The 24,161-nt window shown below is 33.7% G+C and carries 26 protein-coding genes; 20 read left to right on the plus strand and 6 right to left on the minus strand.

Features of this window, described 5'->3' with window-relative positions; genetic code table 11:
- Nucleotides 1-68: 68 nt before the first annotated feature.
- From ACI5KZ_RS00470 to ACI5KZ_RS00490, 5 genes are read right to left on the minus strand one after another with little or no spacing between them, the layout of a single operon-like run.
- The gene (locus tag ACI5KZ_RS00470) at nt 69-887 is read right to left on the minus strand and encodes a TPM domain-containing protein (protein ID WP_406846576.1); all 819 of its coding nucleotides are present in this window, start codon (nt 885-887) and stop codon (nt 69-71) included.
- Nucleotides 887-1,324 (minus strand): TPM domain-containing protein, encoded by a 438-nt coding sequence (locus tag ACI5KZ_RS00475; RefSeq protein WP_406846577.1) that lies wholly within the window; start codon nt 1,322-1,324, stop codon nt 887-889. The genes ACI5KZ_RS00470 and ACI5KZ_RS00475 overlap by 1 nt, the downstream gene beginning before the upstream one ends.
- A gap of 5 nt (nt 1,325-1,329) precedes the next feature.
- Nucleotides 1,330-1,929: a LemA family protein gene (locus ACI5KZ_RS00480; RefSeq protein WP_109307569.1), complete on the minus strand. Its 600-nt coding sequence runs from the start codon at nt 1,927-1,929 to the stop codon at nt 1,330-1,332.
- Nucleotides 1,930-1,986: 57 nt separating this feature from the next.
- The gene (locus tag ACI5KZ_RS00485) at nt 1,987-2,316 is read right to left on the minus strand and encodes a MerR family transcriptional regulator (RefSeq protein WP_109307570.1); all 330 of its coding nucleotides are present in this window, start codon (nt 2,314-2,316) and stop codon (nt 1,987-1,989) included.
- Nucleotides 2,316-3,287, minus strand: a complete 972-nt coding sequence (locus ACI5KZ_RS00490) for a M23 family metallopeptidase (RefSeq protein ID WP_109307571.1) — start codon at nt 3,285-3,287, stop codon at nt 2,316-2,318. Before ACI5KZ_RS00490 ends, ACI5KZ_RS00485 begins: the two co-directional genes overlap by 1 nt.
- Before the next feature lie 220 nt (nt 3,288-3,507).
- Here ACI5KZ_RS00490 and alaS point away from each other — a divergent pair, with 220 nt between their 5' ends.
- The 7 genes from alaS to ACI5KZ_RS00525 all read left to right on the plus strand — a co-directional run bounded on the left by alaS (nt 3,508) and on the right by ACI5KZ_RS00525 (nt 11,836).
- Nucleotides 3,508-6,117: an alanine--tRNA ligase gene (alaS, locus tag ACI5KZ_RS00495; protein WP_109307572.1), complete on the plus strand. Its 2,610-nt coding sequence runs from the start codon at nt 3,508-3,510 to the stop codon at nt 6,115-6,117.
- Nucleotides 6,118-6,121: 4 nt separating this feature from the next.
- A complete protein-coding gene (locus tag ACI5KZ_RS00500) occupies nt 6,122-7,081 on the plus strand; it encodes a GSCFA domain-containing protein (RefSeq protein ID WP_406846578.1) in 960 nt (319 codons plus the stop codon).
- Between the two features lie 122 nt (nt 7,082-7,203).
- The gene (locus tag ACI5KZ_RS00505) at nt 7,204-7,728 is read left to right on the plus strand and encodes a DUF6252 family protein (RefSeq protein ID WP_406846579.1); all 525 of its coding nucleotides are present in this window, start codon (nt 7,204-7,206) and stop codon (nt 7,726-7,728) included.
- Nucleotides 7,729-8,006: 278 nt separating this feature from the next.
- Nucleotides 8,007-8,294 (plus strand): hypothetical protein, encoded by a 288-nt coding sequence (locus ACI5KZ_RS00510; protein WP_109307575.1) that lies wholly within the window; start codon nt 8,007-8,009, stop codon nt 8,292-8,294.
- A gap of 65 nt (nt 8,295-8,359) precedes the next feature.
- Nucleotides 8,360-10,459 (plus strand): tetratricopeptide repeat protein, encoded by a 2,100-nt coding sequence (locus ACI5KZ_RS00515; RefSeq protein WP_406846580.1) that lies wholly within the window; start codon nt 8,360-8,362, stop codon nt 10,457-10,459.
- 55 nt (nt 10,460-10,514) lie between these two features.
- Nucleotides 10,515-11,165 carry a response regulator transcription factor gene (locus tag ACI5KZ_RS00520; protein WP_109307577.1) on the plus strand — a complete coding sequence of 217 codons (651 nt, stop codon included), beginning with the start codon at nt 10,515-10,517 and terminating at the stop codon, nt 11,163-11,165.
- Between the two features lie 47 nt (nt 11,166-11,212).
- On the plus strand, nt 11,213-11,836 hold the full coding sequence (locus ACI5KZ_RS00525) for a DUF4230 domain-containing protein (protein ID WP_109307578.1): 624 nt from the start codon (nt 11,213-11,215) through the stop codon (nt 11,834-11,836).
- Nucleotides 11,837-11,868: 32 nt separating this feature from the next.
- Here ACI5KZ_RS00525 and ACI5KZ_RS00530 read toward each other — a convergent pair whose 3' ends face one another.
- On the minus strand, nt 11,869-12,174 hold the full coding sequence (locus tag ACI5KZ_RS00530) for a rhodanese-like domain-containing protein (RefSeq protein ID WP_109307579.1): 306 nt from the start codon (nt 12,172-12,174) through the stop codon (nt 11,869-11,871).
- A gap of 47 nt (nt 12,175-12,221) precedes the next feature.
- Between ACI5KZ_RS00530 and ACI5KZ_RS00535 the strand changes: the two genes are divergently transcribed.
- The 13 genes from ACI5KZ_RS00535 to paaZ all read left to right on the plus strand — a co-directional run bounded on the left by ACI5KZ_RS00535 (nt 12,222) and on the right by paaZ (nt 24,154).
- Nucleotides 12,222-12,791, plus strand: a complete 570-nt coding sequence (locus ACI5KZ_RS00535) for a TetR/AcrR family transcriptional regulator (protein WP_109307580.1) — start codon at nt 12,222-12,224, stop codon at nt 12,789-12,791.
- Nucleotides 12,792-12,858: 67 nt separating this feature from the next.
- Entirely contained in the window at nt 12,859-13,932 is a 1,074-nt protein-coding gene (paaE, locus tag ACI5KZ_RS00540) for a 1,2-phenylacetyl-CoA epoxidase subunit PaaE (protein WP_109307581.1), read from the plus strand.
- 16 nt (nt 13,933-13,948) lie between these two features.
- Complete coding sequence (gene paaA, locus ACI5KZ_RS00545; RefSeq protein ID WP_109307582.1) at nt 13,949-14,905, plus strand: 1,2-phenylacetyl-CoA epoxidase subunit PaaA; 957 nt, start codon at nt 13,949-13,951, stop codon at nt 14,903-14,905.
- Between the two features lie 78 nt (nt 14,906-14,983).
- Nucleotides 14,984-15,271, plus strand: a complete 288-nt coding sequence (gene paaB / locus ACI5KZ_RS00550) for a 1,2-phenylacetyl-CoA epoxidase subunit PaaB (protein WP_109307583.1) — start codon at nt 14,984-14,986, stop codon at nt 15,269-15,271.
- 100 nt (nt 15,272-15,371) lie between these two features.
- On the plus strand, nt 15,372-16,127 hold the full coding sequence (gene paaC, locus ACI5KZ_RS00555; RefSeq protein ID WP_406846581.1) for a 1,2-phenylacetyl-CoA epoxidase subunit PaaC: 756 nt from the start codon (nt 15,372-15,374) through the stop codon (nt 16,125-16,127).
- 100 nt (nt 16,128-16,227) lie between these two features.
- The gene (paaD, locus tag ACI5KZ_RS00560) at nt 16,228-16,728 is read left to right on the plus strand and encodes a 1,2-phenylacetyl-CoA epoxidase subunit PaaD (protein ID WP_109307585.1); all 501 of its coding nucleotides are present in this window, start codon (nt 16,228-16,230) and stop codon (nt 16,726-16,728) included.
- Complete coding sequence (locus ACI5KZ_RS00565; protein WP_109307586.1) at nt 16,728-17,090, plus strand: VOC family protein; 363 nt, start codon at nt 16,728-16,730, stop codon at nt 17,088-17,090. Before paaD ends, ACI5KZ_RS00565 begins: the two co-directional genes overlap by 1 nt.
- A gap of 1 nt (nt 17,091) precedes the next feature.
- The gene (locus ACI5KZ_RS00570; RefSeq protein ID WP_109307587.1) at nt 17,092-17,871 is read left to right on the plus strand and encodes an enoyl-CoA hydratase-related protein; all 780 of its coding nucleotides are present in this window, start codon (nt 17,092-17,094) and stop codon (nt 17,869-17,871) included.
- 111 nt (nt 17,872-17,982) lie between these two features.
- On the plus strand, nt 17,983-19,137 hold the full coding sequence (locus ACI5KZ_RS00575; protein ID WP_109307588.1) for a 3-hydroxyacyl-CoA dehydrogenase NAD-binding domain-containing protein: 1,155 nt from the start codon (nt 17,983-17,985) through the stop codon (nt 19,135-19,137).
- Nucleotides 19,138-19,545 carry a PaaI family thioesterase gene (locus ACI5KZ_RS00580; RefSeq protein ID WP_109307589.1) on the plus strand — a complete coding sequence of 136 codons (408 nt, stop codon included), beginning with the start codon at nt 19,138-19,140 and terminating at the stop codon, nt 19,543-19,545.
- Between the two features lie 24 nt (nt 19,546-19,569).
- Complete coding sequence (locus ACI5KZ_RS00585; RefSeq protein ID WP_109307590.1) at nt 19,570-20,430, plus strand: neutral zinc metallopeptidase; 861 nt, start codon at nt 19,570-19,572, stop codon at nt 20,428-20,430.
- An 11-nt stretch (nt 20,431-20,441) separates the two neighbouring features.
- Nucleotides 20,442-21,650 (plus strand): 3-oxoadipyl-CoA thiolase, encoded by a 1,209-nt coding sequence (gene pcaF, locus ACI5KZ_RS00590; RefSeq protein WP_406846582.1) that lies wholly within the window; start codon nt 20,442-20,444, stop codon nt 21,648-21,650.
- Between the two features lie 2 nt (nt 21,651-21,652).
- Nucleotides 21,653-24,154 (plus strand): phenylacetic acid degradation bifunctional protein PaaZ, encoded by a 2,502-nt coding sequence (gene paaZ / locus ACI5KZ_RS00595; RefSeq protein ID WP_109307592.1) that lies wholly within the window; start codon nt 21,653-21,655, stop codon nt 24,152-24,154.
- The last annotated feature ends 7 nt before the right edge of the window (nt 24,155-24,161 follow it).

Here is a 24,161-nt window from a genome sequence, read left to right on the forward strand (position 1 = left end):
AATTATAATTTATAAATAAAAAGGTTCTACAACATGTAGAACCTTTTTTATTTTATTATAATGTTATTTTACCAGCCGCCAGAAGCACCACCGCCACCAAAGCCACCACCACCAAAGCCGCCACCGAAGCCTCCACCAGAAAACCCTCCTCCTGATGAGCTTCCAAAGCCACCTGAAGAACCTCCATAGCTACCTCGTCCCATATTGCTTAAAATAATGGCATCAAGTATGCTAAAGCCTCCACCAGAGTTGTTGCCAGGACCTCCTTTTCCACCTCGTCTGTTTTTAGAAATGGATATTAAAATGATGATAAAAACAATAAATAGAAGAAACATAAAACCAATAGGAAGTCCAGCATTATTTGAAGACTCTCTGGAACCTTGGTATTCGCCTGTTAAGACTTCGAAAATGGCATCAACGCCACGATTTAAACCACTAGGATAATCATTTTGCTTAAAGAAAGGGATAATGTCACGTTCAATGATGCGTTTAGACATAGCATCAGTTAATAAGTGTTCAACGCCATAGCCCGTATTTATAGCAATTCTCCTGTCGTTTTTTGCCAGGATAATCAATACACCATTATCTTCGTTTTCTTGACCAATTCCCCATTTTTGTCCCCATTGAGCACCTAAGTAATTTATATTTTCACCATTTGTGGAAGATATAATTACGACTACAATTTGTGTTGAAGTTGTATCTGAATAGCGTATGAGCTTTTCTTCTAAATGACTTTTATCTGAAGGAGATAATAATGATGCATAATCATATATACTGGTTTGTTCTTTAGGTATTTCAGGAATATCATATTGAGCATAACTATTTTGTACCAATGTGACACAAAATAACAAAGTAAAAATGTATGAAGCTTGTTTCAAAAATTTCATTAGCCTTTAGATATGTCGTTTGGTAATTCGTTGATATCGTTATGTTGCCAAGGAAAATGTATTTCTAGGGCTTGTCCTGCTTTTAAAATACCATCTACAAGGCCTTGTTTGAATTTTCCAGATTTAAATTGTGCTTGAATAACATCTTTTGTGTCATTCCAGAAGTCTTTTCCAACAATGTCGTTAATGCCTTTGTCACCAAAAATAACAAAGGTTTTATCTTCGACTGCCACATAAATTAATACCCCGTTTTGTTCTTTGGTATTGTCCATTTTTAAATAATGGAATACTTCCATGGCACGATTAAAAACATCTGTTTTAGAAGATTTTTCAAGATGCACTCTAATTTCTCCAGATGTATTTTGTTCTGCAACGCGTATAGCGTTTACAATCTCCTGTTCTTCTTGAGGTGTTAAAAAATCTTCTATTTTAGACATAGTTTTTAATTAAAATCAAAATCGACATCAGGTGCATTTTCGCTCCCTGGATCGGCTTTGTAACGTGGCATTTCTTCAAAACCAAACAATCCAGCCAGTAATTTGCCTGGGAATTTTGTAGTGTGTTTATCGTAAATATTTACTTTTTCGTTATAACGATCTCTAGCAACATTTATACGGTTTTCAGTACCTTCTAATTGAGATTGAAGTTCGAGAAAATTCTGGTTCGCTTTTAATTCTGGATAGCGTTCAACAGAAACCAGTAATTTAGACAATGCGCCACTTAAACCTGATTGTGCCTGTTGGAATTGCGCCATGTTTTCAGGGGTTAAATTAGCAGCATCAATAGTTGTGGAAGTTGCTTTAGCACGTGCTTCTATAACTTCTCTTAAAGTTGTTCTTTCAAAATCTGCAGCTCCTTGAACCGTTTTAACTAAATTGCCAATGAGATCGTTTCTACGTTGATAAGAACTTTCAACGTCTGCCCAAGCTGTTTTAGCATCAGCTCGATATTCTACAGCTGTATTATTGAATCCTACAGCCCAACTGTAAAGACCAAAACCAATTACGGCAATGATAATTACTGGAATTATCCAATTTTTCATGAGTTATTGTTTTTAAGTGTTAGTGTTTATTTATTAGTTGCAAAAATTATAAAAATGTTACAACTGCTCTTTAATTTTAGTAAGTTGTGTTTTAATATCTTCTAATTTGCTTATAATTTCAAAATTATTAAGCGATTTCTTTTTCTCTTCCTTTAAATGCGTTTTGGCGCCATCTAATGTAAAACCACGTTCTTTGACTAGATGATAAATAAACTTAAGGTTTTTAATGTCTTCGGGTGTGAATTTTCTATTGCCTTTGGCATTTTTCTTTGGTTTTAAGACATCGAATTCTTTTTCCCAAAATCGAATTAAAGAAGTATTCACATTGAAAGCTTTGGCTACCTCGCCAATACCGTAATATCGTTTTTCGGGCAATTCTATATGCATTAGTCTAAAGATTGGTTTTCTAACGAAGCATGTTCTAACAATTTATTAAATTCTTCAGCAGATAAACTACCATAATAGAAATTAAGAGGATTGATACGTTGTTCGTCTTTAAAAATTTCATAATGTAAATGTGGTGCTTCAGATCTTCCTGTACTTCCTACAAACCCAATAATGTCACCACGTTTAACTTTCTGGTTTTTTTTAACATTATACTTATAAAGATGTCCATACAGACTCACATAACCATATCCATGATCAATACGAACATGATTTCCATAGCCAGCCGATCCATTATCTGCTCTTATTACTGTGCCATCTCCAGTTGCATAAATAGGCGTTCCTCGTGGTGCTGTAAAATCCATTCCCCAATGCATTTTTCTTACTTTTGTAAAAGGGTCAGTTCGCATACCATAACCGGAAGCCATTCTTGTTAAATCTTCGTTTTTTACAGGCTGAATAGCTGGAATTGCAGTTAATAAAGCTTCTTTTTCTTCCGCTAATTTAGTGATTTCATCAAGTGATTTAGATTGTACCACTATCTGTTTTTGTAATTGATCAATACGCTTATGGCTTTCTATAATTAATTTAGAATTATCAAATCCTTCTAAGTTTTTATATCTGTTAATACCTCCAAACCCAGCTTTTCTTTGCTCGTCAGGTATGGGGTTAGCTTCAAAATACAAACGGTAAATATTATTATCTCGTTCAGCAATACTAGCTAAAACAGTTTCTGTTTCATCCATTTTTTTGTTTAGTAGCTCTAGTTGTAATTGGGCGTTTTGTAATTCGTGTTTTAACCCTTTTTCTCGTGGAGATTCTATATACTGACTGGCAATAAACACAAATAAGAATGCAAATAATGCAGAAGCCAGTAAAAAGATTGAAATGTATTTGACAGTTCTTCTTTTTTTACGTTCAATCTTTCTATAAGAAAGCGTTTCAGAATCGTAATAATATTTTACCTTACTCATTGGCTAAATTTACTATTTTTGCAGCTAATAAAATAGAATTATTATTAATTCAGTTTGGCTAACTAACAAACCTACAAAATAAAAATTATAATATTAAAAGTTGTTATTTTTATACAAGGGTCAGTTTTTCCTTAATTTTAAATATTTTTGGAGAGTAAATTTAAAAAATAGTTTGCCACTTTATAGAATTTTAACAAAAGCTTAGAACCCATTTTCATTTATGAAATCTCAAGATATACGCTCAAAATTTTTACAATTTTTTAAGGATAAGGAACATAGTATTGTTCCATCGGCTCCTATGGTTTTAAAAGACGATCCTACGTTAATGTTTGTAAATTCTGGAATGGCACCCTTTAAAGAATATTTTTTAGGGAATGCCCAACCAAAAAATAACCGAATAGCCGATAGTCAGAAATGTTTACGTGTCTCTGGAAAACATAACGATTTAGAAGAAGTCGGTTATGATACCTACCACCATACACTTTTCGAAATGTTAGGAAACTGGAGTTTTGGAGATTACTTCAAACAAGAAGCGATTGCATGGGCTTGGGAATTACTTACCGAAGTTTATGGTATTGATAAGGATATCCTTTATATCAGTGTTTTTGAAGGAGATGAAGCCGACAATATTCCTATGGATCAAGAAGCGTATGATATTTGGAAACAGTATGTTTCTGAAGACAGAATTCTCATGGGAAATAAAAAAGATAACTTTTGGGAAATGGGAGATCAAGGCCCTTGTGGACCTTGTAGTGAAATACATGTAGATATTCGATCAGCTGAAGAAAGAGCAATGGTCGATGGAAAGTCTTTAGTGAATATGGATCATCCTCATGTGGTTGAAATCTGGAATCTTGTTTTCATGCAATACAACCGTAAAGCCAACGGCTCTTTGATTGCTTTACCTAATAAACATATAGATACAGGAATGGGTTTTGAACGTTTGTGTATGGTTTTACAAGGAGTTCAGAGTAATTATGATACAGATGTTTTCACACCAATTATTCGTGAAATAGAAACCATTACGGATAAGAATTATGGCAAAAATGATAAAGTTGATGTTGCTATTCGTGTTATTTCAGATCATGTGCGTGCTGTGGCTTTCTCAATTGCCGATGGCCAATTACCTAGTAATACTGGAGCTGGATATGTTATTCGAAGAATTTTACGTCGTGCTATTCGTTATAGTTTTACGTTTTTAGACCAAAAAGACCCATTTATTTATCGCTTAGTAGATGTGTTATGTAAGAAAATGGGAGATGCATTTCCAGAGTTGAAATCTCAAAAACAACTCATTGAAAACGTCATTAAAGAAGAAGAAGCATCCTTTTTAAGAACTTTAGATCAAGGTTTGGTGCTTTTAGATGGGATTGTTAAAAATACAATAGGCGATACGGTTTCTGGTGAAAAAGCCTTTGAATTGTATGATACCTTTGGGTTTCCAATAGATTTAACTGCTTTAATTCTTTCGGAACAAGGTTTAAAACTAGATGAGCAAGGTTTTAAAGAACATTTAGAAAAGCAAAAAAACCGTTCTAGAGCAGCTAGCGAAATGTCTACGGAAGATTGGACCATTTTAATTGAGGATGCCGAACAAGAATTTATTGGTTACGATACTTTAGAAACAAATGTCAAGATTACGCGTTACAGAAAAGTAACTTCCAAAAAAGATGGCGATATGTACCAGCTAGTTTTTAACTTAACGCCATTTTATGCTGAAGGAGGAGGGCAAGTAGGTGATAAAGGCTACTTAGAAGATGTAAATGGCGATGTGGTATATATTTTAGATACCAAGAGAGAAAATAATGTGGTGATTCATTTTACAAAAAACTTGCCAGACCATTTAAACGAAACGCATAAAGCTACTGTAGATGCTAAGCAACGTTATAGAACCGAATGTAACCATACAGCAACCCATTTATTACATCAAGCATTGCGTGAGGTTTTAGGAAATCATGTAGAGCAGAAAGGAAGCGCAGTGCATTCAAAATACTTACGTTTCGATTTTTCACATTTTTCAAAATTATCAATGGAAGAATTACGAGATGTTGAAAGTTTTGTAAATGCTAGAATTGCAGGAAAACTAGAACTTAAAGAGCAGCGTAATATTCCTATGGAAAAAGCTGTTGAAGAAGGTGCTATGGCTTTATTTGGTGAAAAATATGGAGATACAGTACGTACCATTCGTTTTGGACAATCTATCGAATTGTGTGGGGGAACCCATGTGAAAAATACAGGTGATATTTGGTACTTTAAAATTGTTTCTGAAGGAGCTGTTGCAGCAGGAATAAGACGTATTGAAGCTATTACAAACGATGCATTAAAGGACTATTTTGTTGATGTAAATAGAACGTTTAATGATATGAAAGTTTTATTAAACAATAACGAGCCAGTTAAAGCTCTTCAGAATTTACAGGAAGAAAATAGTAATCTTAAAAAGCAAGTGGAAGCTTTGTTAAAAGATAAAACAAAGAATTTAAAAGGGGATCTTAAAAACGAATTAACCGAAATAAATGGTATTCAATTTTTAGCAAAAAAAATAGATTTAGATGCAGGAGGTATTAAAGATTTATGCTTCGAGTTAGGAAGTCAATTTGATAATCTATTCTTATTATTTGGTGCAGAAAACGATGGTAAAGCTTTATTGTCTTGTTATATTTCTAAAGAATTAGTTTCAGAAAAAGGAATTAATGCCGGACAGATAGTTCGAGAGTTAGGAAAACACATTCAAGGTGGAGGTGGAGGACAACCTTTCTTTGCAACTGCCGGAGGTAAAAAACCTGAAGGTATAGAAGAAGCATTAAAGGCTGTCGAAGAATATCTAAAATAGAAAGTTGAAACTACAAACTACCATACCACTAAAAAAACAACCCTATAATCTAATAGATTATCATTCTAAGTTGTTACTATTTGGGTCCTGTTTTGTTGAGAATATGGGAGTGAAATTAGAGTATTTCAAATTTCAAAATCTTCAAAATCCTTTTGGTATTTTATTTCAACCATTAGCTATAGAAAACCTTATTACCAATGCAATTAACAAAAAAGTTTATACAGAGGAAGATGTTTTTTATTTTAATGAACAATGGTATAGTTTTGAAACACATTCAAAGTTTAGTTCCTTTTCTAAAGAGGATTTATTACACCATTTGAACGAGCAAATTAAAGCAACAAATAAACATATAAAAGCTGCTTCTCACATAATAATTACTTTAGGAACTGCTTGGGTTTACAGACAAATTGAAACAGACACAATTGTTGCAAACTGCCATAAAGTACCTCAAAAGAAGTTTTTAAAAGAACTGCTTTCTATAGAGGCAATTTCAGAATCTTTACAGTCTATTATTGCCCTAATTAAAAGTGTTAATGATACAGCAACTGTTATTGTTACAGTTTCACCTGTAAGGCATTTAAAAGATGGATTTGTAGAAAATACCAGAAGTAAAGCGCATTTAATTTCTGCTATTCATTCGTTATTTTCATCTCGAACAATGTCGAAAGGACTTTATTATTTTCCTTCTTATGAAATTATGATGGATGAACTTCGCGATTATCGTTTTTATGCAGAAGACATGATACATCCTAGTCAGACAGCCATTAGTTATATTTGGGAAAGGTTTCAAGAGGTTTGGATGTCTAACGAAGCATCAAAAACTATGGAAGAGGTAGATGCTATACAAAAAGGGTTTCAGCATAAGCCATTCCATCCAAATTCTGAAGCACATAAACTGTTTCTGCAAAAACTTTCAGATAGAAAAGTAAAACTACAATCACATTTTTCACATATTTCTTTTTAAAGAGTCTCTTCTTTTTTCTTGCATCACTTTTCGGTTTTTTAAATATACGTAATTCATCGTATTGATTATCTTTCTATTATATCGCAATTTTGGATTATTATAAACCCCTAAAATATTTCAAAATGAAAACTTTAAAACATGTCACACTATTATTAATGTGTGTTTCTTTAATAACATTTTCTTCTTGCTCTAAAGATGACGATGGAGGAGATGGAGGAGGAGATCAAGGTGCTGCTTCTGGAACCATTACTGCCCAAATTAATGGAGATTCTTTTACATCTTTAGAAATGACTTCTTTTGCAAGTTCTACTACAGGTGGAGGTCAAACAACTTTAATCTTGCAAGGCAACACGCAATCTCAGGCAATTAATATGATTATTAATGGATATGATGGTGTTGGAACTTACGAACTAAGCGACAGTAATGTCTTTATTTCAGCTTCTTACATGGAGCCCAATGTTAGTAATCCTACAAATTCACAAACTTGGTCTGCACCATATCAAGATTCTGGTATAGTTGGTGAAATAAAAATTTCTGAGGAAACAGATACACATGTAAAGGGAACCTTTCATTTTACAGGTAAAAACAGTAACGACGATTCTACTAAAAGTATCACAGAAGGTGCTTTTAACCTTAAAAAGCAGTAAATATTGAATATCTTGACAACTCAGGGCCTTTGTTGTTGAGATTAAACCTGATTAAGCGTAATACAGGTAGGTTATTGCGCTTAATCTTTTTAAAAGCTCGTTTTATCGAAAAATTATTTAGTATCTGCCATTAAATTGTATTTTCATCATGCTATTAATCAATTTTATAAATAAACATCAAGCAATATCTATCTTTTGAGGGATTGAGTTTGGTGTTTTTTTTATGTCTTAATTTGAACTTATAGCATGCTTTTATAATCTTAATAAAGCATTTAGTTATGGACTTTAACCTTGTTTTTTCAGTTGTTTTATACTCGCTTATAGGCCTATTATTATTATTTAGTTTTAGAACCTTTATTGTTACTAAATGGAATGTCAAAGTTTTTCAGGAAAACCATTTAAGGTTACAAAAACAATTAGTTATTGAAAAACAGAAACAGGAACTATGTGTTCAAAAAAATATGTATTTAGATAATTATAATGGATTGTTACTTAATAAACTATTTGAAATTACTAAAGAATTACTTTTAACAAAAAAGAGTATATTAGAAGCGTTTTATTATTAATGATATGTATTTAATAAAACCTTCAAAGCATATAGCTTTAAAATAAGATGTAACACTTCGATAATATGATAAAAAAAAATATTTTTTTCTGTTTTCTCTTTTTAAATATTGGGTTCGTTAATGCTCAGGATTTTGAGAAATCCATTGACAGCCTAAAACAAGTATATAGAACAGCCATCAAAATTGAAACTAAAATTGATGCATCAATAGGACTAGGAAAAATATATAATAGGTCTAATGTTGATTCTGCAATGACTTACTTTAAGAAAGCCGTCACGCTTTCCGAAAAAAATAATTTAACAGCCAAGAAAACGGAATCTTACAGTAGTTTGGCCACGTCATATATTATTAAAGGGAAATTTGATTCGTCACATTATTATTTTGATAAATCAGAAAAACTACTAGATCAAGCAACAAATTATAAACTAAAAACGTCTTTTTATGGAGACAAAGGGATTCTTCATTATTATGAAGGAAACATTGACAAAGCAGCTGAAAGTTTTCAGAGTGCATTAGTAATTGCAAAAGCCGAAAACGATAACGAAGAAGTTATTAGATATAGTAATAATACGGCTTTAGCTTATACGCAATTAGGAAAAAATGAAGAAGCTATTGAAATTTATTACGATGTTTTAAAATTAGCAGAAAGTGAAGGAGATAAAGACCATATTGGTAAAATTTTAAATAATATAGGTTTGATTTATGAAAATATGAATCAATTTGAAGAAGCCCTAGGTTTTTATAAAAAAGCATTTCAAGTAAAAAAAGCATCAGCCACACAAATAGATATTGCTAATGCTTATTATAATATGGCGAACATGCAACTCAAGCTAGGAGAAAACAAGAAGGATTCTTTATTAGTAAAAGAAGCAAAAACCAATTTTTTGAATACACTTTCTATTTCTGAAGAAAACGAGTATGGCAATGGGAAACTTTATGGTTTTGAGGGTCTTGGCCAAATTGCTTTAAATGAAAAAAAATATGATGAAGCAAAAGAGATTTACATTAAAATGGATAGCATAGCAAGTGCATTAAATAACCAACCAATTATGGGTGTTTCAAACCTAAAGTTAGGCGTTATTGCTATTGAACAAAATCATTTTGATGTCGCCAAACGCAGGCTAGAAAAAGCAAAAGAAATTATTGAAAAAACAGGAGCTCCTAAAGATAAAGCTCAGTTATACAGTAGTTTAAATGCGCTTTTTGCCAAAGAGCAAAATTATAAAGAGGCCTACCGTTATTTAAAACTTGAAAAAGAAATTGAAGAACAGCTGTCCTCAAAAAACTTACAGGATAAAATTTCTAATTATGAAGTAAAATATCAAACAGAAAAAAAAGAAAAAGAAATTCTTTCGCAACGTGCAGACTTAGCCGAAAAAGAACTGTCGCTTAATATCAAAAACACACAACTTATTGGGTTGGTTATTCTGGCTATAGTAATTAGTTTATTGGGTTATTTATTATTTAATCAACAAAAGTTAAAACACAAACAACTTAAAAAAGAGAGCGAATTGAAAGAGGCTTTAGTTGTCATTGAAACTCAAAACAAGCTACAAGACCAACGATTGCGAATTAGTAGAGATTTACACGATAATATTGGTGCACAATTAACATTTATCATTTCATCTTTAGATAATTTAAAATACGGCTTCAAATTACCAGACAATTTAAACGATAAATTAAAATATATTAGCGAGTTTACCACTTCAACCATCTATGAGTTAAGAGATACTATTTGGGCTATGAATAAAAGTGAAATTTCGTTTGAAGACCTGCAATCTAGGATTTCCAATTTTATTGAAAAAGCAAACAAATCGTCTGAAGCTGTCACTTTTAATTTTAATGTGGACCAGGAACTGAAAAACAATAAAATGTTTACCTCTGTTCAAGGCATGAATATGTATCGAATTATTCAAGAAGCCATCAATAATGCCCTAAAATATGCCAAGGCTTCTCAAATTGATGTTGATTTTTCTTTTAAAAATAGGATGTATGAAATGACGATTACAGATAATGGCATCGGTTTCGACATCAATCAGATTGCATTAGGAAACGGGCTCAATAATATGAAAAAACGCGCTCATGAATTAGATGCAGAATTTGAGGTGACATCCGTAATTAATAAAGGAACAATCATAAGAGTTTTTAAAACTAAGAATACGTAATTCTTCGTATGACGTCAAATGACTTAAATGGTTATTTTAGAAAAAATTAAATAACATGAATATTAAAATTGGCATAGTAGACGATAATTCCTTTCTAATTAATGCAGTAAAAGAAAAACTCTCGTTTTTTGAGGATTTAAATTTTAAATTTTCGGCAACAAATGGATCAGACTTATTAATAAAACTTGAAGACAATCATAATATAGATTTAATCCTTATGGATATTGAGATGCCCGTTTTAAATGGCATTGAAACCACAGAAATTGTCAAGCAAAAATATCCACACATTAAAATTATCATGCTTACCGTTTTCGATAACGATGAGAATATTTTTAAATCTATTAAAGCTGGAGCAGATGGGTATTTGCTAAAAGAAATTAATGCTGAAGATCTTCATAACGGTATAATTGAAACATTAAATGGTGGAGCAGCTATGAATCCTTCCATAGCTTTAAAAACCTTAAAATTGCTTCGAAACCCGTTAAATATTGAAAACCAACAAGAGCAAGAAGATATTAAATTAACAACAAGAGAAATTGAGGTTTTAGAGCATTTGAGTAAAGGTTTAAGCTACAATGCTATAGCGTCCAATTTAATACTTTCTACAGGAACTGTTAGAAAACATATCGAGAACATTTATAATAAACTGCAGGTGCATAATAAAATTGAAGCCCTTCAAAAGGCCAAGAAGAATAATCTTATTTAAAACAAACCCGTTTCAAGTAATTAATTATTTTTTGTCTATTTTTAAATATGCGAAAAATTCTATTTGGTGTTATTATTACATTGGTTGTTCTTTTTACTTTCAAATACTGTGAAGATAAGCAGGAAGGTAAAATGGTGCTTAAGGAAAGCTCTGCTTTAATTCAAGAACAAATTAAAAACGTAGGCAAACTTATTGTTACCGAAGGGCATTTTAGTGAAGTGTTTACCTATAATAATTCTAAAGCCGTTTTTGCCGATTTGGTAAATGCTGAAAAAAAGGCATTGGTGGTTGTTAATGCTAATGTAACCATCGCTTACGATTTAAGTAAAATTGAATATCAAATAGATGAAGCATCAAAAACACTAACCATCTTAAGCATTCCAACTGAAGAAATTAAAATCAATCCAGATTTTGAATATTATGATGTACAAGCAGATTATCTAAATCCATTTGAAGCTAAAGATTATAATGCCATTAAAGAAACGGTAAACAAGTCTTTAATGAAAAAGGTAAATGCCTCAGAAATCAAATCCAATGCTCAAAATAGGCTAATAAGCGAATTGTCTAAATTTTATATCCTTACGAACTCTTTAGGATGGACACTACAATATAATGGGAATATTATTGGTTCTACAAATGAGTTTCAAAACATTGAAACCTTCAAAGATTAAAGTTCTCCTTGAAGAAGATAGTTGTAAGAGGTTTAAAGCTTTTTGCTTAAACTTACCCAACCACCACCATTAGTTGCCTCAATATTGTTAAGGTTTAAAAATTTTGCAGCTTTTGCAGAGCGCACACCACTTTGACAACAAACCACAAAAATGGTGTTCATTGCTTTTAACTCATCGACATGGTTTCTTAAATCATCTAAAGGAATATGTTTTGAGCCCTCAATATGTCCACTATCCCATTCTCGTTTCGTCCTCACGTCAAGAATTACAGCGCCATTTTCAAGAAAAAATTTTACCTGTCTTTTTTTTGCACCAAAAATAAAATCTAAAAACCCCATAGTCTATCTTTTTGCCTAAATTTACAATAAATTATTAAAATCTTCTATTGAAACCCGAAACACGAAAAGACGAAATTATAAAAACAGCAGCCAAACTTTTTAAAGAAAAAGGCTACAGCGCTGTCACCATGAGAGATATTGCGGCTGCAATGGGGATGAAAGCAGCTAGTTTGTATAACCACATAAATTCCAAACAAGAAATTCTTAAAGAAATCATTATTTCTCTAGCTGAAGAGTTTACCAATGAAATGGAGCTAATTAAAGAATCCAATAATTCTTGTATTGAAAAATTAAAACAAATTGTTGAGTTGCATATTACTATTACAAGTCAGAACACTTTCGGAATGGCTTCACTTAATAGTGATTGGATGCATCTGGAAGAACAATTAGATTATTATTTAAAATTGCGTATTAATTATGAAGAGAATTTTAGAAGTGTTTTAAGTTCAGGAATATTAAATAAAGAAATATCTAATAAAAATACAGAAGTCATATTATTTTCAATGCTTTCTACGCTACGTTCCTTATATATTTGGATTCCTAGTAAAGAGGATATTAATATTAAGAAACTAAGTGAACAATTAAGTGATATTCTCATTAACGGAATTAACAAATAGTTTAGAAATTATTTTGTAAATTTGTAACCCTAACTAACAAGTGTTAGTTGCATATTTAAAATTTCATATGGCAGATTTTTATAACTTAAAAGTTGCAGATATATATAAGGAAACTAAAGATACAGTGGTGATATCTTTTGATATTCCAGAGAACTTAAAAGAGAAGTTTAAGTTTAAACAAGGACAACATCTTACCCTTCGTAAAGAAATAAACGGACAAGATATTCGTCGTAACTACTCGTTATGTTCCAGCCCTTTTGATAATAAATGGAAAGTAGCAGTTAAGACCATTCGTCAAGGAGTGTTTTCTAATTATGCTTTTAACGAATTAAAAAGAGGAGACGAGTTACAGGTTATGCCTCCACATGGTGAATTTTATGTGGAATGTAATCCAGAATCTACTAATAATTATATAGCATTTGCAGCTGGTAGTGGTATAACACCTATGTTGTCCATTATTAAAACACACCTACATCAAGAGCCAAATAGTACGTTTAAGTTGTTTTACTTGAATCGTACTGTTAAATCCATTATCTTTAAAGAAGAGATAGAACAACTTAAAAATGAGTTTTTTGAGCGTTTTCAGGTTTTTTACTTTTTAACAAAGGAACAACGTGATATCCCATTTTTAAATGGTCGTTTTGATAAAGAAAAATTAGCTGTTTTAACCAAGACTTTTATCGATATTCCAGATACAAATCACGCGTTTATTTGCGGTCCACAAGACATGATTTTTCTAATTCGAGACGAATTGCAAGCGGCTGGATTAGATAAAGAAAAGATACATTACGAATTGTTTTTCTCTGGAAGCTCCGAAGAAGAAAATAAACACATTGCTGAAGTTCTTGAAGAAAAAGCAGATGGAACAGAAGTAACTATTATCGATGGTGGAAAAGAATTTCATTTCATCATGGACGACGATTTCGATAACATCTTAGATGGTGCCTTAGCAGCAGGAGCCGATTTGCCTTTTGCGTGTAAAGGTGGTGTTTGTAGTACCTGTAAATGTCAGGTGGTTGAGGGGTCAGTAAAAATGAAAGTAAATTATGCACTCGAAGAAAAAGAAGTAGCACAAAATTATGTGTTAAGCTGCCAGGCTGTACCAACGAGTAAAGTAGTTAAAGTAGATTTTGACGTATAAAATAAACTCAAAAATTATGAGTGAAGAACAAATAAAAAACTTAGAAGCTCAATTTGAAGCACGTATTGCTCGTGACGAAAAAATTGAAGCTAAAGATTGGATGCCTGAAAAGTATCGTAAGACGCATATCAGACAAATGTCTCAGCATGCACATTCTGAAATAGTAGGGATGCTTCCAGAAGGTAACTGGATCACTAGAGCACCTTCGTTACGAAGAAAAGTAGCTCTGTTAGCAAAAGTTCAAGATGAAGCAGGTCACGGATTATACCTGTATTCTGCATGCGAAACCTTAGGGATTTCACGTGATGAACTATATGAACAATTACATTCTGGTAAGGCGAAGTACTCAAGTATTTTTAACTATCCAACCGTAACTTGGGCAGATATGGGAGCCATTGGTTGGTTAGTAGATGGAGCAGCTATTATTAATCAAGTGCCTTTGTGTAACACCTCCTATGGACCTTACGCTAGAGCCATGGTTCGTGTGTGTAAAGAGGAAAGTTTTCACCAACGTCAAGGTTATGAAATCATGATTAAGTTAGCAAACGGAACTCCAGAGCAAAAAGAAATGGCTCAAGATGCTTTAAACCGTTGGTGGTGGCCAAGTTTAATGATGCTTGGTCCTACAGATGCTGAATCTATTCATACAGAACAATCCATGAAATGGAAATTAAAGCGAAAATCTAACGACGATTTACGTCAGCAATTTATAGATCAAACAGTGCCACAAGCAGATTTAATCGGTTTAACCATTCCTGATCCAGATTTAAAATGGAATGAAGAAAAGGGAAGTTACGATTTTGGAGATATCGATTGGGATGAATTTTGGCAAGTCGTTAAAGGTCATGGACCATGTAATAAAGAACGAATGAATGCCAGAGTTGGTGCATGGGAACGAGGAGAATGGGTTCGTGATGCAGCTATGGCACATGCCGAAAAACAACAACAAAGAAAAGAAAAACAAGCAGTATAGAAACTTTTGTCAGTTCGAGTGAAATTGTTTTTTAAGCAATTTTGTATCGACAACAAGATGAATAAATAAAATAATATCATGTCAACAAAAAACTGGCCACTTTGGGAAGTCTTCGTAAGAAGTAAAAACGGATTAGAACATCGACATTTTGGAAGTCTTCATGCAGCAGATGCAGACATGGCTTTAGAAAATGCACGTGATGTATATACAAGAAGAAATGAAGGTGTGAGTATTTGGGTTGTAGAATCTAAAAATATTACAGCATCAAACCCTCAGCACAATGGTGAGATGTTCGAGCCTGCTCAAGATAAAGTCTATCGTCACCCTACTTTTTACGAGTTACCTGACGAAGTAAAATATATGTGATACATCTTTGATTTGTCATCCTTAGCTTATTCAGGAACTCATCAATAATAAGAAAGCCATTCAGAGTGCAACGAAGAATTTCTTCACACAAAGATTAAACATGAAAAACGAAAATTTATATAATTACATTCTAGGCATCGCAGATAATTCTTTAATTCTTGGACAAAGATTAGGAGAGTTAACTGGTCATGGACCAAGTTTGGAAACCGATATTGCCTGCACAAATATTTCATTAGATTTATTCGGTCAGGTACGTAGTTATTATCAATATGCCGCTAAAATAGCTGGAGATAACAGAACGGAAGATGATATTGCCATGCTTCGTAAAGAACGCGAGTACGTTAATGTGTTGCTTGTAGAGCAGCCAAATACAGATTTTGCATACACAATGACACGTCAGTTTTTGTTTGATGTGTATCATTTGTTGTATTTACAGGAACTACAAAAAAGTACAGATTTAACCTTATCAGCAATAGCTACTAAGTCAATGAAAGAGGTGAGTTATCATCAACGATTTTCATCAGATTGGATGAAACGTTTAGGTGATGGTACCAAGGAAAGCAATCAAAAAATGCAAAACGCTATTGATGATTTATGGAGATACACAGATGAATTATTTCATCAAACCGAAGCTGATATAGCGATGGTTAAAGAAGGAATAGGTGTAGATGTAACCGCTTTAAAAGAAAAATATCATCAAATTGTAACGAGTATTCTTGAAGAGTCAACCTTAACAATTCCTGAGTCTAAATATTTTCAAAAGGGAGGAAAGCTAGGGATTCATACAGAACATATGGGTTATATATTAACGGAATTACAGTACATGCAACGTACCTATCCAAATATGGAATGGTAAAAATAAAATGAAATCGAACCTGAATTTGAAATCGAAGCTGAAAAATACATATTAAGTCTTTCAAATTCATTTTCATCTTCAAGTTCAGTTTCAAATAAATATGATAGCAGAAAAACAACATATCGATCAAATTCTAATTCCAATTCTGGAGCAAGTTTCAGATCCGGAAATTCCAGTATTGTCTATTATGGATATGGGAGTTGTACGTTCGGCTGTTATTGAAAATAATTATGTAAAAGTTCAAATTACACCAACATATAGTGGTTGTCCCGCAATGGATGTCATTGGTGATGATATTAAAGCGGCCTTAAAAGAAGCAGGATACAGTTCAGAAATTGAATTAATTCTAGCTCCAGCTTGGACAACCGATTGGATTACGCCAAGAGGTAGAAAAGCTCTGGAAGATTATGGTATTGCAGCCCCTTTAGATGCAGAAGCTGATAAAGAGGCACTTTTAGGGAATAAGAAATTAGTGAAATGTACCAATTGTGGTTCAACAAACACACGATTAGTAAGTCAGTTTGGTTCAACAGCATGTAAAGCACAATTTCAGTGTAATGATTGTCAAGAACCCTTTGATTATTTTAAATGTCTTAAATAATGTTAGGATTAAGAACAACCATATATAAAGTCAATAATTTATCAGAAGCAAAAGCTTGGTATGTAAAAGCATTCAAAATCGAGCCTTATTTTGATGAATCTTTTTATGTTGGGTTTAATATTCAAGGCTACGAATTAGGGTTGCTTCCTGAGGAAGAGCAAATTCAAAAAGGAGAAAATATACTATCATATTGGGGAGTTGAAGATATTCAAAAAACCTATGAACATCTATTAAATTTGGGAGCCACTAAACATGAAGAACCAAATAATGTAGGAGGCGAACTCATGGTTGCTAGTGTCTTCGACCCTTGGAATAACATCATTGGCATTATTTATAACCCTTATTTTAAATTACCAGAATAATATGAGTTCAATAGAACTAAAAATAGAAAATAAAGTTGCATATATCACACTTAACAGACCAGAAGTGTTTAATAGTTTTAATCGTGAAATGGCATTTTTACTTCACGATACATTAGATGCATGTGAAAAAAATGATGATGTTAGAGCCATAGTATTAACAGGAAATGGAAAAGCATTCTGTGCTGGTCAGGACTTAAAAGAAGTAACAGATCCAGAATTAAACCCAGGATTTAAAAAAATACTGGAAGAACATTATAATCCAATAATCACACGAATTAGAAATATTAAAAAACCAATTATTGGAGCCGTTAATGGTGTTGCTGCAGGAGCAGGAGCTAATATTGCTTTAGCATGCGATATTGTAGTTGCACATGAAAAAGTGAGCTTCATTCAAGCTTTTAGTTTAATAGGTTTAGTTCCAGATAGTGCAGGAACGTTCTTCTTGCCTAGACTTATCGGATTCCAAAAAGCATTAGCATTAGCCATGTTAGGAGATAAAATAGGTGCTGAAGAAGCCGAAAAAATGGGAATGATTTATAAGGTTATTCCATTAGAAAGTTTTGAAGAAGATGTCAATAAACTAGCTATAAAATTGGCAAACATGCCAACAAAAGCATTAGGAATGATTAAAGAGTTATTTAATCAATCCATGACAAATGATCTAGAAGCACAATTAGCTTTAGAATCTAAATTACAAATAGAAGCAGCACAAAGTGAAGATTATGCCGAAGGTGTAGCTGCATTTATAGAAAAACGTAAGCCAAATTTTAAAGGGAATTAAAAACGTCAGTTCGAGTGAAATTGCTTTTTAGCAATTTTGTATCGAGAACAAGATAATATAGAAACGTCATCCTGAACATGTTTCAGGATTTCATAACAATAGATTTAAAATATGAACGTAGGAATTATCGGTTCTGGAACCATGGGAAGTGGCATCGCACAAGTAGCTGCAACTTCTGGTTGCAAAGTGAAACTATACGACACCAATCAAGCAGCACTGGATAAAGCAAAAACAACTTTAGAAAAAATATTAGCACGTCTAGTTGAAAAAGGACGAATTGATGAGGTCGAAAAAGCAAGAATTCAAAGTAACATTTCTTATGTAGATACTTTAAAAGATTTAGCAGATTCAAATCTAACAATCGAAGCCATCATTGAAAATATTGAGATAAAGAAAAAAGTATTTTCAGAATTAGAAAGCTATGTAGCTGATGATTGTGTCATTGCATCAAACACCTCTAGTTTGTCAATAGCCTCTATTGCTTCTTCATTACAAAAACCAGAACGTTGTATCGGAATCCATTTTTTCAATCCAGCTCCTTTAATGAAGCTGGTTGAGGTTATTCCTGCGATTCAAACATCAAAAGAAGTTCTTGATAAATCAGTAAATATAATTTCAGATTGGAAGAAAGTGGTTGCTGTAGCAAAAGATACTCCTGGCTTTATTGTCAATCGTGTTGCTAGACCATTTTACGGAGAAGCTTTACGAATTTATGAAGAAGGTTTTGCCGATTTCGCAACGATTGATCATAGTTTAAAAACTTTAGGAGGTTTCAGAATGGGGCCATTCGAACTTATGGATTTTATAGGAAACGACGTCAATTACACAGTCACAGAAACGGTGTTTACGGCTTTCTATTTCGATCCAAGATATAAACCAGCATTTACTCAGAAACGTTTTGCTGAAGCAGGTTACTTAGGACGTAAATCTGGAAAAGGATATTATGATTATTCTGAAGGAGCAAAACTACTACAACCAAAGGAAGATAAAGATTTAGCTCAAAAAATATTTGATCGTGTTTTAGTGATGCTCATCAACGAAGCAGCAGATGCCTTATTTTTAAACATCGCATCAGCTGAAGATATCGACAATGCCATGACTAAAGGTGTTAACTATCCAAAAGGATTATTGGCTTGGGCAGACGAAAAAGGGATTGATTGGTGTGTTTCAAAATTAGACGAGTTATATAATGAATATCATGAAGATAGATATCGTTGTAGTCCATTATTGCGTAAAATGAATAGAGAAAATAAAACCTTTTTTTAAATGAAAGGCGAACAAATTCCATATAAGATGTTAAGTCAAGATGCTTACAGCACTTGGTTAGGTATTGAGATTCTTGAATGCGAAATTGGACGATGTAAAGTTGGATTGACCATTAGAAAGGAAATGCTAAACAGTATGAACAAAGCTCATGGAGGCATTAGCTATTCTTTAGCAGATACAGCTTTCGGTTTTGCTGCTAATACTCATGGCAAATATGCCGTTTCCATTGAAACTAGTATCAATCATATAGAAGCATTAAATGAAGGAGATTATATCGTGGCAGAATCAGTCATTGAAAATGTGAAAAACAAATTAGGCTTCAATATTATTGAAGTTAAAAGAGATGAAGAACTTGTCGCTTTATTTAAAGGCGTGGTTTATAGAACAAATAAAGATTGGCTAGAATAAAAAACATAAATAAAAAGTGTAATTATGAAATGGCAAGGTAGAAGAAAAAGCGATAATTTAGAAGATCGAAGAGGTATGGGCTCAAAAGGAAAGCTTGTAGCTGGTGGAGGTTTAATAGCAGTTGTAGTAATACTTTTACAACTTTTTGGAGGTGAAACTGGACAACAAATAGCGCCAATCATTGAGCAAATGAATCAAGGTCAGAGTACACAACAAGTTCAACAGAGGGAACTCTCAGATCAAGAAAAAGAAGTGGGAGACTTTGTGGCTACTGTTTTAGCAGATACTGAAGATGTTTGGAATCAGGTTTTTCGTGAAAATAACCTTGGAAATTACAAAGAGCCAACTATGGTGTTATTTACAAATGCAGTTTCTACGGCCTGTGGAAATGCTAGTTCCGCCTCAGGACCATTTTATTGTCCAGGAGATCAAAAATTATATATGGATTTAACGTTTTTTGAAGAGCTAAAAACACGTTTTGGTGCTCAAGGTGGCGATTTCGCAATCGCTTACGTAACAGCACACGAGATTGGCCATCACATTCAAACCATATTAGGAACCTCACAAAAAGTGAGGCAATTACAACAACAAACAAATAAAGTAGAAGCCAATAAACTTTCTGTAGCACAGGAGCTTCAGGCAGATTTTTATGCAGGTGTTTGGGCACATCATAATCAGAAGTATTTAGAAGCTGGTGACGTTGAAGAAGCCTTAAGTGCCGCTAATGCTGTTGGAGATGATGCCATTCAAAGACGCGTTCAAGGAGACGTTAGACCTGACAGTTTCACTCATGGAACTTCAGAGCAACGTATGGAGTGGTTTATGAAAGGGTATAACTCAGGAGATATCAGACAGGGAGATACGTTTTCTGCAATTTTAAATTAGAACAAGTTATCATGAAAGAAGCATATATTATTGATGGTGTTAGAACACCAATAGGAAATTATCAAGGCACATTGTCAGCTGTTAGAACAGATGATTTAGCAGCTTTAGTAATTAAAGAAATTGTAAAACGAAATCTAAATATCCCAAGCGATGCTTACGATGATGTAATTTTGGGATGTGCCAATCAAGCTGGTGAAGATAATCGGAACGTGGCTAGAATGGCTTCGCTTTTAGCTGGTTTGCCTTTTAGTGTTCCAGGAGAAACCGTTAATCGCTTATGTAGCTCGGGATTATCGGCAATTATTCATGCCAATAGAGCTATAAAAGCTGGAGATGGAGACGTGTTTATTTCAGGCGGTGTAGAAAATATGACACGTGGGCCATACGTAATTGCGAAACCTTCAAAAGGATTTGGAACGGATGCTAAAATGTACGATTCAAGTTTTGGATGGCGATTTATCAATCCGAAAATGGAAAAAATGTATGGTACAGATGGGATGGGACAAACAGCTGAAAATCTCGTTGAGAAATACAATATCTCTCGTGAAGATCAAGATAAATTTGCCTATTGGAGCCAAATGAAAGCTGCCAAAGCACAAGAAAATGGTCGTTTAGCAAAAGAAATTATTACGGTTGAGATTCCCCAACGTAAAAAAGACCCAATACAATTTTCAAAAGATGAGTTTGTAAAACCTACAACATCGTTAGAGGTTCTTGCTAAATTAAGAGGTGCCTTTAAAGCAGAAGGTGGAAGCGTGACTGCAGGTAACTCTTCAGGATTAAACGATGGAGCAGCAGTAACCATTATTGCTTCTGAAGATGCTGTAAAAAAATACAATCTAAAACCCTTAGCTAGAATAGTAAGTTCAGCTGTTGTTGGTGTCGAGCCAAGAATTATGGGGATTGGTCCTGTAGAAGCCTCAAATAAAGCTTTAGAAAAAGCAGGTTTGACCATGGACGATATGGATGTTATCGAATTAAATGAAGCTTTTGCGGCACAAGCTTTGGCTTGCACAAGAGCTTGGGGTTTGGAAGATAACGACCCGAGATTAAACCCTAATGGAGGTGCCATCGCTATTGGTCATCCACTTGGCGTTACAGGTGCTAGAACTACATATTCTGCAGCTTTAGAACTGAAAGAACAAAATAAACGTTATGCTTTGGTTACCATGTGTATTGGAGTCGGTCAAGGTTATGCTGCAATAATTGAAAGAGTTTAATTATGAATAAATTACAAAATTACGTTACAGGACATTGGTTAGAGGGGCAAGGAGAAGGCGTTCCTATGTTCGATGCCATTACCGGAGAAATTGTAGGGCTTTCTGATACAGAAGGATTAGACTTTGGAGAAATCCTTCAATATGGAAGAACTAAAGGAGGAGACAAACTGCGTAAAATGACTTTTCAGGAACGTGGTAACATGCTGAAGAGTCTGGCTTTATATTTGACTAAAAGGAAAGCAGCTTTTTACGAATTAAGTTATAGAACTGGAGCAACTAAAATAGATAGTTGGATTGATATTGAAGGAGGTTTTGGAAATTTGTTTGCGAATGCATCTTTAAGAAAGTTGTTTCCTAATCAGTCTTATCATGTAGAAGGAGATGCTATCGACTTGTCTCGTGGTGGTCGTTTTATGGCTCATCATATTATGGTGCCAAAACGAGGAGTTGCTATTCATATCAACGCGTTTAATTTCCCTGTTTGGGGCATGTTAGAAAAATGTGCTACGAATTGGATGGCAGGTGTTCCTGCTGTTGTCAAACCTGCAACTAACACGTCGTTTTTAACAGAAGCAGTGGTTCGAGAAATTATTGCCTCAGGTATTTTGCCTGAAGGCGCATTACAATTAATTACAGGCTCAGCAAGAAGTATTTTAGATACAGTAGAATCACAGGATGTCGTAACCTTTACAGGTTCGGCAACAACAGGTAGATTATTAAAATCTCATAAACGTATCATTGAAGAATCTGTGCCATTTAATATGGAAGCAGATTCCTTAAATGCATCCGTTTTGGGTGAAGATGCCGTTCCTGGAACACCAGAATTTGACTTGTTTATCAAAGAAGTCAGAAATGAAATGACTGTAAAATGTGGTCAAAAATGTACAGCGATTCGTAGAATTATTGTGCCCCAAGATCGTGTTGAAGATGTTCAAATAGCTTTAGGAAAAGCATTAGATAAAATCACTATTGGAGACCCTCGTCTTAAAGAAGTAAGAATGGGAGCTTTAGTAAGCAAAGACCAAGTAACAGAAGTAAGAGATCGTGTTCAGGAATTAGCAAAAACAGCAAGTATTGTTTATGGCGATTTAGATAAAATTGAAACCCTTGGAGCCGATGCTAAAAAAGGTGCTTTTTTAGCACCAATATTACTTCGTGAAGATCATCCATTTACAAATTTAGCCGTTCACGAGACGGAAGCTTTTGGTCCAGTAAGTACTATCATGCCTTATAAAAATTTAGACGAAGCAATTACCTTAGCTCAAATGGGTAAAGGGTCATTAGTGTCTTCCATTGCAACAAATGACGATAAGATTGCTAAAGATTATGTTATTAATGCTGCTAGTCATCATGGACGAATTTTAGTGATTAATCGTGATATGGCTAAGGAAAGTACGGGTCATGGTTCGCCATTGCCAAACTTAGTCCATGGTGGTCCCGGACGTGCTGGAGGTGGAGAAGAAATGGGAGGTATGCGTGGCATTAAGCATTATTTACAGCGTACTGCCATTCAAGGTTCGCCTACAACTTTAACTGAAATTACAGGGATTTATCAGCAAAATGCTGAGTATAAAGAAGCTGAACAACATCCTTTTAAATACCATTGGGAAGACATTCAGCCAGGTATGTCGCTTAAAACGCATAACCGAACTTTTACTGATACAGACATCATCAACTTTGCCAATCTGACCTGGGATCATTTTTATGCACATACAGATATCACGTCGTTAGACGGAAGTATTTTTGAAAAAAGGACAGCTCATGGATATTTCATTATTTCGGCAGCAGCAGGATTATTTGTGTACCCAAATAAAGGACCTGTAGCAGCGAATTACGGGTTGGAAGAATGTCGTTTCCTTCGTCCCTTATATCATAATGACACCGTTTATGTAAGACTCACTTGTAAACAAAAAGTCGATCGTGATGTCGCTTCTGCAGAACATCCAAGTGGGATTGTGAAATGGTATGTTGAGGTGTTTGATGCTTTAAATGACGAACTAGTGGCTTTTGCAACCATCTTAACAATGGTACAGAAAAAGCAAGAGGTTTTTATTGAAATGACTGAAGATAAAATCAATGAATGTCTTTCAAAATTAACTGAAGATATAAAACCAAAATGGGGAATTATGACGCCTCAGCACATGATTGAGCATCTAGAATATACTTATAAAATTGCTTCAGGAGAGATTCAGGATTTTGAAATTGCAACGCCAGAAAAGATTTTAGAGAAAGTGCATAATAGTTTATGGAATTATGATAAGTTTCCTAAAAACTCTCAATTTCCTCAATTAGAGAAAAACACATTAGATGCTTTGAAGCATTCAGATTTAGCAACAGCTATTGAAAAGTTTAAAGCTCAAAGAGAAACATATTTAGAATATTTTACAGAACACCCTGATGCAAAATTGAAGAATCTCGTTTTTGGAGAATTAAATAGGTATGAGTCCTATTTATTGGAAAGAAAACATCTAAATCATCATTTTGAGCAATTCGGATTAATATAAATAATTA

It is taken from the genome of Xanthomarina sp. GH4-25 (genome assembly GCF_045363175.1).
Classification (GTDB): Bacteria; Bacteroidota; Bacteroidia; order Flavobacteriales; family Flavobacteriaceae; genus Xanthomarina.